Annotated in this window: 10 protein-coding genes; 2 read left to right on the top strand and 8 right to left on the bottom strand. The window is 56.8% G+C overall.

Features of this window, described 5'->3' with window-relative positions; translation table 11 throughout:
- Window positions 1-109 precede the first annotated feature (109 nt).
- From RE6C_RS06675 to hisD, 6 genes are all read right to left on the bottom strand, one after another.
- A complete protein-coding gene (locus RE6C_RS06675) occupies window positions 110-1,117 on the bottom strand; it encodes a class I SAM-dependent methyltransferase (protein ID WP_008655027.1) in 1,008 nt (335 codons plus the stop codon).
- 114 nt (window positions 1,118-1,231) lie between these two features.
- The gene (locus RE6C_RS06670) at window positions 1,232-3,463 is read right to left on the bottom strand and encodes an NADP-dependent isocitrate dehydrogenase (protein WP_008655025.1); all 2,232 of its coding nucleotides are present in this window, start codon (window positions 3,461-3,463) and stop codon (window positions 1,232-1,234) included.
- A gap of 162 nt (window positions 3,464-3,625) precedes the next feature.
- The gene (locus tag RE6C_RS06665) at window positions 3,626-5,020 is read right to left on the bottom strand and encodes a phytoene desaturase family protein (protein ID WP_008655023.1); all 1,395 of its coding nucleotides are present in this window, start codon (window positions 5,018-5,020) and stop codon (window positions 3,626-3,628) included.
- A gap of 100 nt (window positions 5,021-5,120) precedes the next feature.
- A complete protein-coding gene (locus tag RE6C_RS06660; protein WP_007325818.1) occupies window positions 5,121-5,372 on the bottom strand; it encodes an acyl carrier protein in 252 nt (83 codons plus the stop codon).
- Between the two features lie 369 nt (window positions 5,373-5,741).
- Window positions 5,742-7,001 (bottom strand): beta-ketoacyl-[acyl-carrier-protein] synthase family protein, encoded by a 1,260-nt coding sequence (locus tag RE6C_RS06650; RefSeq protein ID WP_008655021.1) that lies wholly within the window; start codon window positions 6,999-7,001, stop codon window positions 5,742-5,744.
- A 201-nt stretch (window positions 7,002-7,202) separates the two neighbouring features.
- Complete coding sequence (hisD, locus tag RE6C_RS06645; RefSeq protein WP_008655020.1) at window positions 7,203-8,567, bottom strand: histidinol dehydrogenase; 1,365 nt, start codon at window positions 8,565-8,567, stop codon at window positions 7,203-7,205.
- A gap of 106 nt (window positions 8,568-8,673) precedes the next feature.
- On the opposite strand from hisD, the gene RE6C_RS06640 reads away from it, so the two are divergent.
- Together RE6C_RS06640 and RE6C_RS06635 are read left to right on the top strand one after the other, a co-directional pair.
- Window positions 8,674-10,386, top strand: coding sequence for a hypothetical protein (locus tag RE6C_RS06640; RefSeq protein WP_008655019.1), 1,713 nt, complete (start codon window positions 8,674-8,676; stop codon window positions 10,384-10,386).
- Between the two features lie 95 nt (window positions 10,387-10,481).
- Window positions 10,482-12,014: a carboxypeptidase M32 gene (locus RE6C_RS06635; RefSeq protein WP_008655018.1), complete on the top strand. Its 1,533-nt coding sequence runs from the start codon at window positions 10,482-10,484 to the stop codon at window positions 12,012-12,014.
- Between the two features lie 208 nt (window positions 12,015-12,222).
- On the opposite strand, the gene RE6C_RS06630 is transcribed toward RE6C_RS06635, so the two are convergent.
- Together RE6C_RS06630 and RE6C_RS06625 are read right to left on the bottom strand one after the other, a co-directional pair.
- Window positions 12,223-13,947: a glutamine--tRNA ligase/YqeY domain fusion protein gene (locus tag RE6C_RS06630; RefSeq protein ID WP_008655015.1), complete on the bottom strand. Its 1,725-nt coding sequence runs from the start codon at window positions 13,945-13,947 to the stop codon at window positions 12,223-12,225.
- 120 nt (window positions 13,948-14,067) lie between these two features.
- The gene (locus RE6C_RS06625) at window positions 14,068-16,563 is read right to left on the bottom strand and encodes a ligase-associated DNA damage response DEXH box helicase (RefSeq protein WP_008655014.1); all 2,496 of its coding nucleotides are present in this window, start codon (window positions 16,561-16,563) and stop codon (window positions 14,068-14,070) included.
- Between the last annotated feature and the right edge of the window lie 196 nt (window positions 16,564-16,759).

Raw genomic sequence — 16,759 nt, 5'->3', positions numbered from 1 at the left:
AAGCTTACGAAGACGGAACAGTGCCGAAGGCCTCGCCCAAGCCAGCATGGTATGACTTGGTGAAGAGAAAACACTTCGTCAATGCAATCGGCTCTCAACATCGAGCAAATCACTTGATCGCGAGCACCGCGTCGACAGGTGCACCGGTGACTTGACCGGTCACGCTGCTGAAGCCTGCACGACGCAAAATCGCTTCGTACTCCGCCAACGTTCGCTCACGACCTTCGGTGCAAACCAGCATGTTGAGGTCTTGCATTTGTCCCCAGTCCGGACCGCCACGGTCGTCTTGGATCAGAATTTCCGCGAGCAGCAAACCGCCGCCTTCCGGCAATCGGTCGAAGATCTTCGCGAGCAAACGATCGATCTTTTCGTCGGACCAATCGTGCAGAATCCTGCCCAACGACATCAAATCCGCTTCCGGCAACTCGTCGGCAAAAAAATCTCCCGCCGTCACATCAATCCGATCTGACACGGATGACTGCGCAACGATCTCTTTGGTCAATGGAATCACATCGGGCAGATCAAACACCGTTGCGGTCAACGACTCGTAGGCCTCACAAGCCGCGATCGGCAGGTGACCGGTTGCTCCACCGAGATCTACCAAGTGTTTAAACGGTGACAGGTCGACGGCGCGGACCACCTTGGGCGAACTGATCACGCCGTAGCCATGCATTCCCATCAAGAACTCTCGCATGGCAGCTTCGTCGGCAAAGAAACTGCTGAAGATCGGCTGATCCCAACCGTAGGCATCCTTCCAACGATGCGAACCTTCACGAATCGCGTTTTCGAAATGCGACCACAACTTCCAACTCACATCGTTGCTGAATTTGATATAGCCCGTCATCCGATTGGGACTGGTCGTCGTCAGCAATTCCGAGGCGAGTTCTGTGTTGCGATAAGTCTGCGATTCACGCGCGAGCAACTGCATCCCCACCAACCCATCGAGCAAGCGGTTCATCGCCGTGGGCTCGCACTTCAAATCCGCCGCCAATTCTTCCGCCGATCGAGGTTGCTCGTCCAGCCGATCAAAGACTCCCAACTCAACCGCAGCAAACATGACTTTCGAGAAACGAAAACCGTTGATGTACTGAAGGACTGGCGTGGGATCAACGGGCATGATGGGCAGCGGGCGTCGGGGGAGTAGGGCTCGACGGCCTTGGAAGGCCATCGTACCGGTGGAAGACGGGCTTGGGCGACCGTCGCGAGTGGTGGACAACGCGTGAACGCCAGCTTAACCAGCCAGGCCGTCGATGATGGCGTTGAGAGTCGGGCTGGGACGCATCGCGGCACTGGCCTTTGCTTCATCGGGATGGTAGTAGCCACCCAGGTCGACTTCGACGCCTTGAGCATCGTTCAGCTCGCCAACAATCTTCGACTCATTTTCAGCCATGGCCTTTGCGATCGGTTCGAAGCGTGCTTTCAACCCTTCGTGACCAGATTTCGCCAACGCTTCGGCCCAGTACAACGCCAGATAGAAATGGCTGCCGCGGTTGTCGAGCTCACCAACTTTTCGCGAAGGCGATTTGTCGTTGTCCAGGAAACGTCCGGTCGCGTCATCCAATGTCTTTGCCAGGACCGCGAATTCTTCGTTGCCGGTCTTTTCCGCCAAGTCTTCCAGAGAAACGGCCAACGCGAGAAATTCTCCGAGCGAGTCCCAACGCAGGTGATTCTCGCTCATGATTTGTTCGACGTGCTTGGGCGCCGAACCGCCGGCTCCGGTTTCGAACAAGCCTCCGCCTTCCAACAATGGAACGATCGAAAGCATTTTGGCGCTGGTTCCGAGCTCCAGAATCGGGAACAAGTCCGTCAAGTAATCTCGCAACACGTTGCCGGTGACACTGATCGTGTCCTTGCCTTCACGAGCGCGACCGCAAGCATGACGGGTCGCATCGGCGGGTGCCAGAATCTGGATGTCCAGACCTGCCGTGTCATGATCTTTCAGATACTCGTTGACCTTGCCAATCAGGTTCTGATCATGAGCCCGATTTTCATCCAACCAGAAAATCGCGGGGGAACCGGTGGCACGCGAACGGACGACGGCCAAACGCACCCAATCCTTCACCGCAACGTCTTTGGTTTGGCAAGCTCGCCAGATGTCGCCTTTTTCCACTTCGTGGCTCATCAGCTCCGTACCGGCCGAGTTGACCACGCGCACTTTGCCGTCGGCGGGAACGCGGAACGTCTTGTCGTGCGAGCCGTATTCTTCGGCTTTCTTAGCCATCAAACCAACGTTCGCGACGCTGCCCATTTTGGTGACGTCGAACTTTCCGTTGGCGATGCAATCATCGATCGTGGCTTGGTAGACGCCCGCGTAGCAACGATCAGGAATGACCGCTTTCATGTCGTGCAACTTGCCATCGGCTCCCCACATCTTGCCACCGGCACGAATCGCGGCGGGCATCGAGGCGTCGATGATCACGTCGCTGGGCACGTGCAAATTCGTGATGCCTTTGTCCGAATCGACCATCGCGATTTCAGGCAGGCTCGACTGAATCTCAACCAGGGTTCCTTCGACCAATGCTCGCTGATCGGAAGGCAAATCTTGCACCTTCGCGAATACCGATGCGAGGCCTTGATCGGGATCAACTCCCGCGGCGGTCAACACATCGCCATGTTCTTCGAACAAGCGATCGTACATCACGGCAACGCAGTGTCCGAACAGGATCGGATCGCTGACCTTCATCATCGTCGCTTTTAAGTGCAACGAAAACAGAACGCCGGTCGACTTTGCGTCCGCAATTTGCTCCGCATAGAAAGCTCGCAAGTGACGCACGCTCAATCGAGCGGAGTCGACAATCTCGCCAGCGATGACGGCCAAACCATCACGAAGAACCGTGACGTTTCCGTCTTGATCAACATGCTCGATGCGCAGAGTGTCATCGGAATCGATGATCACCGATTTCTCACTGCCATAGAAGTCACCTTCGCTCATATGAGCAACATGCGACTTCGAATCCGCCAACCAATCGCCCATCGAGTGTGGGTTCTTTTGGGCATACGCTTTCACAGGAGCGGCGACGCGACGATCCGAGTTTCCTTCGCGAAGAACCGGGTTGACGGCGCTTCCCAGCACCTTGGCGTAGATCGCTCGAACCGATTTTTCTTCATCGGTTTTGGGATCCTGCGGGAAGTCAGGGATGTCGTACCCTTGCGTCTGCAGTTCCGTGATCGCTTCGACCAATTGTGGGATCGAGGCACTGATGTTGGGAAGCTTGATCACATTGGCGTGTGGCTTCGTGACCAGTTCGCCAAGTTCGGCCAGTGCGTCGGGGACTTGCTTGTCCGCCGGCAAACGATCCGCGAATCCGGCCAAGATACGGCCGGCCAGCGAGATGTCTTTGGTTTCGAACGACAAACCGCTGCCGCTGGTGAACGCTTGCAGGATCGGCAGCAACGAACGGGTCGCCAGTGCGGGAGCTTCATCGGTGTGCGTGTAAACAATCGCGGCAGTTTCGCTGGGCATTCGAACCTCGTCTGGACAAAGACCCCCAAATCACGGGAATCATGAAGAATTTCCGACTGGAAAGCCTGCTGCCCGACCGCTCAATTGTCAATGCCGGCGCGACCTCAATGGCCAGGCTGCATCCAAAAACCGCATCCGCGGGCGTATGATCGTCCGAAACGGTCAAACTTGAAGGCAGTGGCGGTTTGCCATGCTGATGCCGCTGACGATCGCACCCACGATTCCGACGAAACCTTGGTCCGTTCCGCACAGGAAAACATTGGGCAGATGCGTGGTCCCATCCAACTGTTTGTCAGGCGCACCGTAGACGGCACCGTTGTCGTGCCAAGTGAAACGGCGAATGGTTTTTGGCGTGAAGACGTCGGTATCGACCACGCGTGAACGAAAATCGGGCATGAACCGGACGGCCGACGCGACGGCTTCGTCATACTGCGTCACCTTGGCGGCACGGTATTTCTCTTCCGGCAGATCGGACCACAAATCGTGGTTGGCGAGCGTCGTGATTCGAACGACACCGTCGGGCAATTCACCTTCTTCGGCGTCGTAGATGTAATTGTTCGGGCTGCAGATGACTCCCGTACGTGCATCACACAACGAGTCATCCGGCCGCTCCCAATGGAAATTGGGCGAGTCGTTGTAGAAAACGATCGTCCGGTCAAAGCCCAATTCTTTTGGCTTGCAATCCAGCACGCTGATCGACTCGATGAACGAAAGCTTGCCCGCTTTCGCGACGTCTGGTTCGGTGATGTCGTCACACATCCGCATCGTCTCGACCGTGCCCGCGGACGACAGAATCCGCTTGGCCTGCAATTCAGTCCCATCGTCCAGCACAACGCCAACCGCTTTGCCTTCTTCGACGTGGATGTTGGCAACGCCGCTTCGTAATTTAAGCTCGCCGCCGAGACCACGGAACTTGCGAACCAGATTCTTCAGGATGACCCGCACACCTTTGTATGGCCGGCCAAAACCTTCCAAGTAACAGGCACGAAACATGATGCAGAACTGGCCAAAGTCCATGTCGTTTTCGCGCGCGTTGCCGTACCACATCAACGGACACAGCAACATTTCGATCAACAGCGGATCAGACAGATGTTCCGCCATGACCTCGCGAGCTGACCGCATGAAATCGGGCGAGTCACCGTCCATGTCGCTGTAGTCGAGCAGCGATCCGCACAGACTTCGGAAGCCGTCGATCTGATCGGGGAATCGCGATTTGATTTCGCTTTCCAGCATCGCGATGTCGTTGTTGAAGTCCAACTCGACACCGGGGAAACGAATCGACGACCCGTTTTGCTCCGCGAGCTTGAAATCTTCCCAACCGAATCGCAGTTGGCGAATCAGCTTTGCCAGCGGACCTTTTTTGTCGCCCTTGCGAGCGAAGTTAGTCATCGCGTGCAGACCAACGTCGTAGTCGCGACCGCCCATTCGATAAAACGAATTGAGCCCACCGATCGTGTAATGCTTCTCGAGGATGCAAACGCGTTGGTCAAAGTGGGCCAGCCGAATGCCGGCTGCCAGCCCGCTCATCCCCGCGCCGATGATGATGGTGTCGTACATTCGAAAGCCGCTAGCTGTTAGCGATTAGCCCCTAGCTATTTGGGTGAGAGTCATCGGAATGCGAAAGGCTAGAAGCTAGTCGCTAGTTGCTCGAGAGCTCTCAAAGATCCTTCATCTTGGGTTCCAGGTACGTGACCGTGGAGTGCATGCTGGCGAGGTGGCCGTAGTCTTCCTCTGGAATCTGCACGCGGTGACGCTTGCGGAGTTCCATCACGATGTCCAAAAAGTCCATCGAATCCAGTTCCAATTGCTCGCGAAACGCCTTCTGATCGTCCAGGTTGTCGAGGTCCTCATCAGGAGAAATGTCGTCGAGGATATCGATGATTTCTTGGCGAATTTCGGCAGGAGTCATGAAAGGAAGCAGGGATGCGAGAGAAACGGGAAGAAGAAACGTCCGTGTTCCGCCGTGGAGCAACCGCCACCGCGGGATAGAGTAGTTTCGACGGCAATGGGATTCGACACAAGGGGCACCACTTGGCGCCTGTGCCAATTGAATTGGGACAGATCGACGCAGGAAGGGGAAAGTGGCTCAGGTCCACAGGACCACGGGGATCAGTGGATCAAGGAACAAAAGGCCTCGTTCCGATTCACCCTCCCTCTGGGAGGGTCGAGCGAAGCGAGGGGAGGGTCGAGCGCTGAGATTGCAAATTGACAATTGCAAAGTGCAAATTTGTCGCTGGGGTGCTGCCGTGACGTCGGTGATTGGCGAGCGTCTCGTAGATCAAACTCGGCCGACGATGACGACGGAGTTGATGCCGAGCATTCCGAACGAGTTGTTCAGGATGTAATCCACGCGAGGTTTCTCTTGCGGCTCGTTGAGCACCAAACCAGGCAAATCACACTCGGGATCCAGTTCATCCACATTGATCGTCGGGTGGACGACTTGATCGCGAAACGCCATCAAATTACCAGCCAACTCCAACGATCCGGCGGCTCCCATCGCGTGCCCGATGTAACTCTTCGTGTTGTTGATTCGAACGTTCTCGCACTTGCCAAACACGCTCCGCAAAGCTGCGCATTCTTGAATGTCGCCGCTGCTGGTTCCCGTCGCGTGCGTGCTGACGATGTCGATCTGGTCCGCTTCCAATCCAGCACGCTTGAGAGCCTTCTGAACGCATTGAGCTTGGCGTTCCGGGTTCGGCAACACAAAATCAGTCGCGTCCGTGTTCATCGCGTAACCGACCAATTCACCATGAATCTCGGCGCCACGAGCCTTCGCATCGCTGAGTCGCTCAAGCGTGTACAAACACCCGCCCTCGGCAACAACGATTCCATTGCGTTTTTGATCGAACGGCCGTGACGCGAGAGTCGGATCGGCGTGGGTCGCCAACGCGTTTTGACTGTTGAAGCTGGCGAAGATCCCGAACGTGTGAATGCTTTCGCTGGTTCCGCCCGCGATCGCCACATCGCACTCATTCAGCCGCAGCATCTGGGCACCCTGAATGATGCCCGCGTTTCCAGCGGCACAAGCGGCACCGATCGTGTAGTGCGGCCCAGTGATTTGCATGTTCAACGCAATTTCACCAGCCGGATTGTTCGCGACGGTACGAGGGTTGTGGTGATGCGACCAACAACTCGTGTCGTAGTCGAACCCTTTGATCACGTGGATTTCATTTTCGGTCTCGACGTTGCCGTGTTCGGTCACGCCGACGTAAATTCCGACTCGATCCTTATCGACGTTTTCCCAATCCAACCCGGAATGGGCGACAGCTTCTTGAGCCGTGTAAACGCCGACGCTGCCCGCGCGTGTTCCCCGGCGAATGTCTTTTTTGGATTGGTACTTCTTCGCGTCGAAATCACAGACGCCCGCCAAAGTCTCACCGAAGTAGCGGATTTCGTAAGGCTGCACACCGCTGCGTTTTTCCAGCAACGCTTGTCGGAAAGTGGCCCAGTCGTTGCCGTTTGGCGACGTCAGACCGACGCCGGTGATGACAATGCGTTGGTCGTCGGGAAGCTTCGATGCGAGATTGGGGGCGATCACTGATATTGCGGCCGAAATGGGCGATTGATGCGTGGATAGCGACCCAAAAACGTAGCAATCGGGCCAGGTTTCCTCAACGGGCAATGCCGGAAGCGCCCCCGGAATTGCGGGGAAAAGCCCAGCCAAATCGGCACGATTGTCTGCCAAACCGGACGATCATTCAAACCATTCCGAGCGGGCAGTCTTTTCCGTTTCAGCCAATCATTCCGTTCGGATCGAGACGCTGCGGGCGTGGGCGGTCAGGCCCTCTTTCTCCGCCACCGTGATGACATCCTGAGCGATTGCCGACAAAGCAGATTGATCGAACTGAGTCACACTGCCGGACCGCAAAAAGCTGTTCGCAGACAACCCGGCCGCCCATCGGCACGTGCCACCCGTCGGCAAAACGTGACTGGGTCCCGCGGCGTAATCCCCCAGTGCGACCGGGGTGTGGTGTCCCAAGAACGCCGCACCGCTGTGCCGAATTTTCGCGATCAACGATTCCGGTTCGCGAGTTTCGATCTGCAAGTGCTCCGGCGCGAACGAGTCGGTCAATTCGCAGGCATGGTCGGCATCGCGAGCCAACACCAAGGCTCCAAAATCTGACAAAGCATCGCGAGCCAAATCGCCACGCTCCAGTTCGCCAAGCTGCCGTGACAATTCTGACTGAACGTTCGTCAGCAGCGTCTCAACCCAAGTGATCAAAATCGCCGATCCGGGAGAGTGCTCGGCTTGAGCCAACAAATCCGAGGCAACGAACGAAGCGTCAGCAGAATCGTCCGCGATCACGATCACTTCGCTCGGCCCGGCAAACGAATCGATGTCGACGGTGCCGAACACGTGCTTCTTCGCCAATGCGACGAACAAGTTGCCGGGGCCGACGATTTTGTCGACCGCGGGCAAGGCATCGCATCCGTACGCCATCGCGGCGACGGCCTGTGCTCCTCCGCACCGATAGACTTCCTTGATCCCCAGCTCGTGACAAGTCGCCAGCATGTCCGTGTTGTAGGCACCAAACGGGGTCGGAGGCGCGACCACCGCAATCTCATCGACGCCAGCGACCTGAGCCGGAATCGCAGTCATCATCACCGTTGAGGGATAAGCCGCCGCACCACCGGGAACGCAAATTCCCACGCGAGGAATCGGCACATATCGCTGGGTCAGCGAGACTCCCGGACGCGGCGTGATGGTGACATCTCGGTGCAAAATCGCGGACTGGAACGTGGCAATGTTGTCGCGGATTCGGCCGATGGTTTCGATCAGCTTCGGGTTCGCCGCGGCGTGAGCGGCCTTCAAATCTGCTTCCGGCACTCGCAGCGAATCGGCCATCAACTCGGCTCCGTCGAGAGCCTTGGTGTATCGCAGCAACGCCTCGGTGCCTTGCGTTTGAACATCCTTGCAAATGGTTTCCACGACTTCGATCGGCGAGAGAGCCTTGCCGAACACTTTCAACGTCAACTCACGACCACGCGGACTGACCAAGTCTCCACGGGGACTCAACTTTTCTCGCAACGCGGCCAGCGTTTCCGCAGCTTCGCTCGAAGAGGGATCGCGAGCGTCAACGGTTTGGATGGAAAATTCAGGCACGGCAACGATGCGGAAAAGAACGAGGAAGGGATCGACAGACTGGACTGGACGGTGAAAGCCAGCCGGTCAGTTTACCGAGCCAACAACCTTGGGCTAGGCTTGGCCCATGAAACGCTTTTCCACGCCTGCTCCGAAGACAGCCGAAGCAAGATCGCTTCCCGAAAAACGTCGCACCACCGCAATCGAGTGGGCGTGCGTGATTGCGGTCTTCGCCCTGACCTTCGCGTTCCGATGGCCGTTTTTGGCCGAAAGCTTTTGGATCGACGAACTTCACACGGCATGGTGCGTCGCCGACGACTGGGACGACGTGGCTCCACGAGCAAAAATGGGAAACCAGCAACCGCTGTACTTCTGGGCCCTGTGGATTTGGCAACAAATTCCCTGGCCCGAGCCTTTCGCCAGCTATCCCGTGGAAGTCCTGGCTCGGCTAACCAGTCTCTGGTGCGTTAGCCTTTCCGCCGCCCTGATTACCTGGGGATCGCTGCGTTGCCACGGCAGTTTGCTTGCCGCCTTGGTTGCGGGACTCGCCGTGGCAATCGATCGGCAAGCCGCGTTCTTCGGCGTCGAACTACGCCCCTACGCCGCCGTGATACTAGGAAGCACCCTTGCCGTCGGATTCGCGGCGAGAATCTGGGCAACCCCCAATATCAACCAAAAGTGGGCTTGGATCGGGCTTCATGCAAGCGTGCTTTTCGCGACGCTGATGCACATCACCTCTCTGATGACGCTGGTCCCACTCGTCGCGGCGGTTTCGGCAAAGGACTTGTTCGATTCGCAACGCAAACCGGCCCAAACGAATCGCAAACTCTGGCGCCACGGTGGTTGGTTGGCCACGTGGATTCTGGTGGGGCTATTTCTTTCCGGCGACCAACACGAGATTTGGGACCGCCGAGAAGCCTGGTCCTCATTCGGTCGCCCAAATTCAATCTTTGCAGTCTGGAATATGTGGCCCTGGCTCGGTTGGACACTCATTCCGACGACTATCGTCGTTCTTTGCCACAAACTTTTTCCGGCACGTGCAGGTTCATCCGCCCATGCCAGCCAAAATCCATCCGAAGAAACCGCCGAATTCAAATCCGAGCCTTCCGCCACTGGCGATCCGACAACCTCTTTCACGATCCTTCTGCTCAGCGTGTTGCTGATCTCCGTCATCTCGGCATTCATTTTGTCCGAGTTTGGCGGAGTCCCGATTTGGCAGCGACGCTACCTTGTCGCGGGCCTACCGCTCGGCTGCGTCAGCCTTGGCGGTTGGGTTGCCACTCTTCGCCAACGATTTCACTACAGACTTCTCGTCTTTCTCATCGCGATTCCATCTTTCGTTGCGATCACCTGGTCACAAAATTCGATTCATCCGAGCATCGCGAAGTACTGGGTTTATAGAGGTGAAGACTGGCGAACCGCGTTACAACGGCTCGCCGATTTGGCCGAAACAAGCGATATCAATGAGTCCAACGAGATCCAGCATCACGTTTGGATTGACGGCGATTTGATTGAACAACCCGCCATCACCGGACGGGTCACCGACGCGGAGCTTGCCACCTACCTCACCCTGCCCGCCAGAGGCCCTTACTCACCCGGCAAGCGTGCCGTTCTTCACGCACTCGGTTCCCTCGCCCCGATGGAAGGCTATCGCCAAGCGATCCAATCATCCGGCTTGGACGCACTAACTACGAAGCATTGGTTTCTGTCGCGATCGTTGCCGGTGGATCAACGAACGCCAAGTTCTTTGAACGAACGAGAGATCCAATTTCATGGTCAATTCGGCAAACTCTTTCTTTATTCCGAATCACCGTCCTATAAATCGCCAAGTGAAGACTGACCGTCTTGCCAAAGCTCAGCGAACATGACAACGTCCTCGGCACATGTCTTTGTGCCGGGGATTTTTTGGGAACCGTTCAAATGAGCCAAACGCAGATGAACCAGACGACGAGCGACCACGCATCCACCTTCGATGCCCTTTGCCAAACCTTTCGTGATGCGGCAAAGCTCTCCACCACAGCGGATTTGCTGGAATGGGATGAACGCACCGGAATGCCACGCGGGGGTGCGGAGTACCGCGCCGAACAAGTTGCTCACCTGCGCGGGTTGGTGCACACCCTGCAAACGGCCCCGGTCATCGAAGAGCAACTCGCTTCGCTTGCGGACTGGGACGCAGCATCCGATCCGCACAGTGACATCGGAGCGACGCTCAAATGCCTCGCTGATGATTACCGCCGGCAATGCAAACTGCCCAGCGACCTAGTCCAACGCACCGCGTCATGTTGCGTTCGCGGCCAAGGCCAATGGGACGCCGCTCGCAAAGCGGACGACTACTCGATGTTCCAGCCCGTGCTGGACGAAATGCTTTCGCTCAAACGGGAAACGGGCGAGCTTCTGAAGACCGATGACCAAACGGTCTACGAAGCCTTGCTGGACGAATTCGAACCAGGTGCAAAAGCGGCCGCTCTCACGAAAACCTTTGCCGACTTGCGAACCGAACTGGTGGCATTGATCGGCGAGATCAAAGACTCACCGCGACAAGTCGACACGTCGCTGATCACCCAGGAATTTCCCGTCGAAGCACAGCGAGCGTTCTCGCACGTGCTCGCCGAAGCGATCGGCTTTGACTTCAACCGAGGTCGGCTGGATGAGACTTCGCATCCATTTTGCACAACGATCGGCCCCTCCGACTGCCGCATCCTAACTCGCTACGAACCCAATTTTCTTCCGACCAGCATCTTTGGAACGCTGCATGAGGCGGGCCACGGACTGTACGAACAAGGCATGCGAGACGACTGGTTCGGATTGCCACCGGGAAGCTACGCGTCGTTGGGGATCCACGAATCACAATCGCGAATGTGGGAAAACCTCGTCGGCCGAACGCTGCCGTTCTGGGAACACTTCACCCCGCAGATCCAACAACACTTCCCAGCGCAATTGGGCAATACCACCGCTGCGGAACTGCATCGCTGCTTCAATTCAGTCTCGCCATCGCTGATTCGCGTCGAAGCCGACGAGGCGACTTACAACCTGCACATCATCGTCCGATTTGAATTGGAACAAGCCCTCATCAGCGGCGAGCTGTCCACCGATGATCTCCCAGTCGCATGGGCGGATGCCTACGAACAAGTCATCGGGGTTCGCCCACCATCGGCCGCCGATGGCGTTCTGCAAGACGTCCACTGGAGCGCGGGCCTGATCGGGTACTTCCCGACCTACACGCTCGGGAATTTGGCCGCGGCACAGTTGTACGATGCTGCCAAAGAATCACTCGGAGACATTGACGCAATGGCCCGGGAAGGGAACTTTGCACCGCTACGAGAATGGTTGGTCAAGAACGTTCATGAGCTCGGACGAACGCGAACCGCGGATGAACTGGTCGAACAAGCCAGCGGCAAACCGCTCTCCGCCGAACCGCTGATCCAAAGCCTGCGAACCCGCTACAGCCAAGTCTACGACCTCGCCTAAAGAGTGGCATAGGCTTCCAGCCTGTGATCCCCACTGAACGATCACTCAACAGGCACCGAGCAATCTCGGCGCCTGTCCGCTATGCAAACGAGTCCGAACCCTGGTGAATCCGGCTACGGCGAACATGCTTCCGAATTCTGGCGAATTCGGCTACGGCGAACATGCTTCCGAATTCTGGTGAATTCGGCTACGGCGAATTCCTGACGAGCTACTTCTTCCCCTTCGCCTCGATCTTTCCCCAGGTATCACGGAGTGGAACGATGCGGTTGAAAACGAGCTCGCCATCGGTCGAATCGGGATCGACAACGTAATACCCGAGTCGCTCGAACTGAACGCGATCGCCTACTGCGGCCTCCGCCAGAGCAGGTTCCACGTGGGCGGTTAGTGTTGTCAGTGAGTCTGGGTTCAAGTGATCCAGGAACGATCCCGTATCCGAGGACGCATCTGGGTTCTCGACCTTGAACAGACGGTCGTAATTGCGGACCGTCACTTTCTTGGCGTGTTCGCGACTGACCCAGTGAATCGTGCCTTTGACTTTGCGACCGGAGGTGTCTTCGCCGCTCTTGGTTTCTGGATCGTAGGTGCACAAGACTTCGGTGATGTTCCCATCGTCGTCCTTCACCACGTCGTGACAATCCACGATGTAGCCCGAACGCAAACGAACCGAACCGCCCTTCTTCAAACGGAAGAATTTGCGAGGAGCCTCTTCGCGAAAATCTTCGGTCTCGATGTAAAGCTCACCGCTGAATGGAATTTCGCGGCTGCCGGCGGATTCGTCTTCGGGGTTGTTGATCGCGTTCATCATCTCGACCTTGCCCTCGGGCCAGTTCGTGATGGTGAGCTTGATCGGATCCAAAACCGCCATCCGTCGCGGCGCGACCGAGTTCAGGTGCTCGCGAACCGAATTTTCCAAGCGAATGACATCGATCGTGCTGTTGAACTTGGCCACACCGATATCGGCGCAGAACGCACGAATGGACTCGGGCGTGTAACCGCGACGACGCAAACCAACCAAGGTCGGCATTCGAGGATCGTCCCAACCGGTGACGTGGTTTTCCTTCACCAGTTGCAAGAGTTTTCGTTTGCTCATGACGGTGAAGGTCATGTTCAAACGAGCGAACTCGATTTGGCGAGGATGATGAATGCCAAGGTTCTCGCAGTACCAATTGTAAAGCGGCCGATGGTGCTCGAACTCGAGCGTGCAAATCGAAAACGTGATCTTTTCCAGTGAATCAGACTGACCGTGGGCCCAGTCATACATGGGATAGATGCACCATTTGTCGCCGGTGCGATGGTGCGGCACATGAGCGATTCGGTACATCACCGGATCGCGAAGATTGATGTTCGGCGAAGCCATGTCGATCTTGGCTCGCAACGTTTTCTCACCGTCCTTGAACTTGCCCGCCTTCATCGCACGCAAGAGCTCCAGGTTTTCTTCCGGAGTGCGATCGCGATGTGGTGAGTCTTTACCGGGTTCGGTGAGCGTGCCGCGGTAGGCACGAGTCTCTTCGGCGTTCAAGTCACAAACGTAAGCCTTGCCGTCTTTGACCAGTTTCTCCGCCCAATCATAAAGTTGGTCGAAGTAGTCGCTGGCGAAGTGCAAGTTGTCCCATTCAAACCCCAACCAACGGACGTCCTCTTGAATCGAATCGACGTACTCGGTGTCTTCTTTGACGGGGTTGGTGTCATCGAATCGCAGGTTGCATGTGCCGCCCATGTCTTTGGCGAGACCAAAGTTCAGGCAGATACTTTTCGCGTGTCCGATGTGGAGGTAACCGTTGGGTTCCGGCGGGAATCGCGTGGCAACTCCGTCAAAGCGTCCACTCGCCAGATCCGCATCAATCGCTTGGCGAATGAAGTGTTTGGACGGCGTTTTTTCAGGTGTGGCCGAGTCAGATGGTTCGGGTGCGTTCACGTCGATTCGCCGGTACAAGGGATCAAAAGATGCCGCATTGTGACGCGATTGCCAAAACGTTGAAAGGGTAGAATGTTCGCCCCGATTTGGCCTCGTCGACACGTGCAACGGAAGCAGAACCGGCACGGTGCGGCCACCTCATTTCGCCGTGGCGGCTTTCTCTAGCTGAGCCTGCATGCGAGCGATTCGTTCGGCCAGCGTTTCGCTCGACAGACGTTCTCGCAAACGATCGACCAGCAACCCAAACCCCATCGGAGTGACCTTCTCCGGTTCGCGAATGACGACTTGGCTGCCCTCAATCCGCCGCAAAGCGTCTTCCATTCGCGATGCGTTCAGTTGGTTCTCCAAGACCTCTTCATTGCATTGATGAAGCAACAGGTTGTCTGGGTCGTATTCACGGAACACTTCGAAGAACAAATTGCTGCTCGCCTGAAGATGTTTGTTGGGCTTTTGACGACCGGGATAGCCACCCTGGATCAATCCAGCGATGCGAGCAATCGCGCGGAAACCACGCCGGCTCATCTCGGTCGCGTTTAGCGATTCGCCGATGTCCGCCACCAGCCGATCGGGCGACAACAGTCCGGCATCGAGAGCCTGGTTCAGCGGAGCGGGCTTCGGCGACGTCAACACAAACCCATAGTCGTTGCAGGCAAACGAGAATGAGATCTTTTCAATTCGCGACATGCGATGTGCCAGCACCGCGGACAATCCTTCGTGAGCCAGCCGGCCGGCGAAAGGATAAAAGAACAACTGATATCCATCTCGCGTTCGAATGGACTCGATCAGCAATTCATTCGCGGCTGGAACGTGACTCCACTTCGCTTGCAATTGCAGCAGCGGACGCATTCGTTTCATCTCTGGCCCAACGAAGTCGCCCTCGGCGGCCTGCTGTAATTTATTCCGCAGGCCTTGGGCAAGCTCGCTGGACAGCGGCATTCGTCCGCCCATCCACCGCGGCACCGCATCGGGTGCGCCCTTGGCTCGTTTGACGTAGGCCTCGCTGTTGTCGATCCGAACCAACTCGACCAACCGACCGGCAAAGAGAAATTTGTCGCCGATGCTGACTTTCGAAAGAAACGATTCTTCGACGGTTCCCAGCGTTCCGCCTTTCAAGAACTTCACTCGCATCGAAGCGTCCGACACGATCGTCCCGATGTTCATGCGGTGGTTGGACATGACTCGTTTCTGAGTCACCACATAGCGACCGTCGACGAGTTCAACACGTTTGAATTCCGGATAGGCATCCAGCGTGCTGCCTCCGCGGACGACAAAGTCGATGGCGAATTGCCACTGTTGTTCCGACAGCGATTCGAACGCTCGTGTTTGTCGCACTTCGGCGAGCAATTCGTTTGATTCAAACCCGCCACCGATCGCGATGGTGACCAAGTGCTGAGTCAACACGTCCAACGGGGATTTGATCAACGGACGCGACTCGAGTTTTCCATCGCGAATGGAATCTTGTGCCGCTGCCAGCTCGATCAATTCGAACGCGTTGGTCGGTACAAACGCGAGCCGACTGATCGCGCCGGGTTGGTGGCCGCTGCGACCGGCTCGTTGCAGCAACCGTGCCGCTCCCTTGGGGCTGCCGATTTGGATGACAAGGTCGACGGCGGTGAAGTCGACCCCCAGATCCAAGCTGCTGGTGCAGACCACCGTTTTCAAACTGCCCTCTCGCAAACCGTTCTCCACCCATTGTCGGACGCTGGTGTCGAGCGATCCATGGTGAAGAGCAATTTGACCAGCCCAGTCGGGTCGATGAGCCAACAGTTTTTGATACCAAATTTCGGTTTGGGACCGCGTGTTAGCAAAGATGAGTGACGAACTGGCCTGCTCAACTTCTTTGGCCACCTCAGGAATCATTCGCGTTCCGATGTGCCCGGACCAAGGAAAGCGTTCGATGACCGGCGGCAGAATTGAGTACAGCTTGGTCTTCTTCTTGCTCTTGCCGTGAATGATGACCGCGTCATCTGTGTCGGCGGGTCCCACCAACGATTCCAAGGCTTCGTCCAAATTGCCAAGCGTCGCGGACACACCCCAAGTTTGTAGATCGGGCGAAAGACGTCGCAACCTCGCAAGAGCCAACTCGGTTTGGACGCCGCGTTTGGTTCCCAACAACTCATGCCACTCATCGACGATCACCGCCTTCAGTTCTGACAACTGCGGTTGCAATCGCTCGTGAGTCAGCATCAACGTCAGGCTTTCAGGCGTTGTGACCATCGCGGTCGGCAACCGCTTCATTTGCCGGGCCTTCAAGCTGGCTTTGGTGTCGCCGGTTCGCCCCTGCAGATCCCAAGGCAAATTCATCTCGTCGATGGCCGCCTGCATCGCCGCGGTCGTGTCACCCGCGAGAGCCTTCAGCGGAGTCACCCACAAGACTTGCAGACCTGGCGGACGTTTCGGATTCCATTTGCTGGGGTCTTTGCTGGCTTTCATCCACTGCAGCAGAGGCCCCATCCAAACGGCCAGCGTTTTGCCCGTGCCCGTGGCCGAATGCACCAGCCCACTTTTGCCGTCCAAGTAAGCCTTCCAGGTCGATCGTTGGAACAGAAACGGTTTGGAATCGCGAACTTCAAAGAACCGATCCACCAACGCCCTGGGCTGGATACGTTCGGTCTTGGAAGCGGATGCGGGCATGAAGCGTGCGAGGCGAAAAGAATACGAAATGTGGAGGAGTCAAGGATCAGTGTTGAGCGGGGTCAACCATGAACCCAGTTCAATCATCCGGTGTGGACAAAACGATTTCCGCCGTCATCCACAACGGTTGGACGCGGTTCGGTTAGGCTGGTTCCACCTTTCGATCTCTCCGAATGCTGTCGTCCTCCATGTTGAC

The organism is Rhodopirellula europaea 6C, from assembly GCF_000338295.1.
GTDB classification, from domain to species: domain Bacteria; phylum Planctomycetota; class Planctomycetia; order Pirellulales; family Pirellulaceae; genus Rhodopirellula; species Rhodopirellula europaea.
Note: the sequence above shows the minus strand (reverse complement) of the source record. Positions and strands in the feature narration are given on the sequence as shown.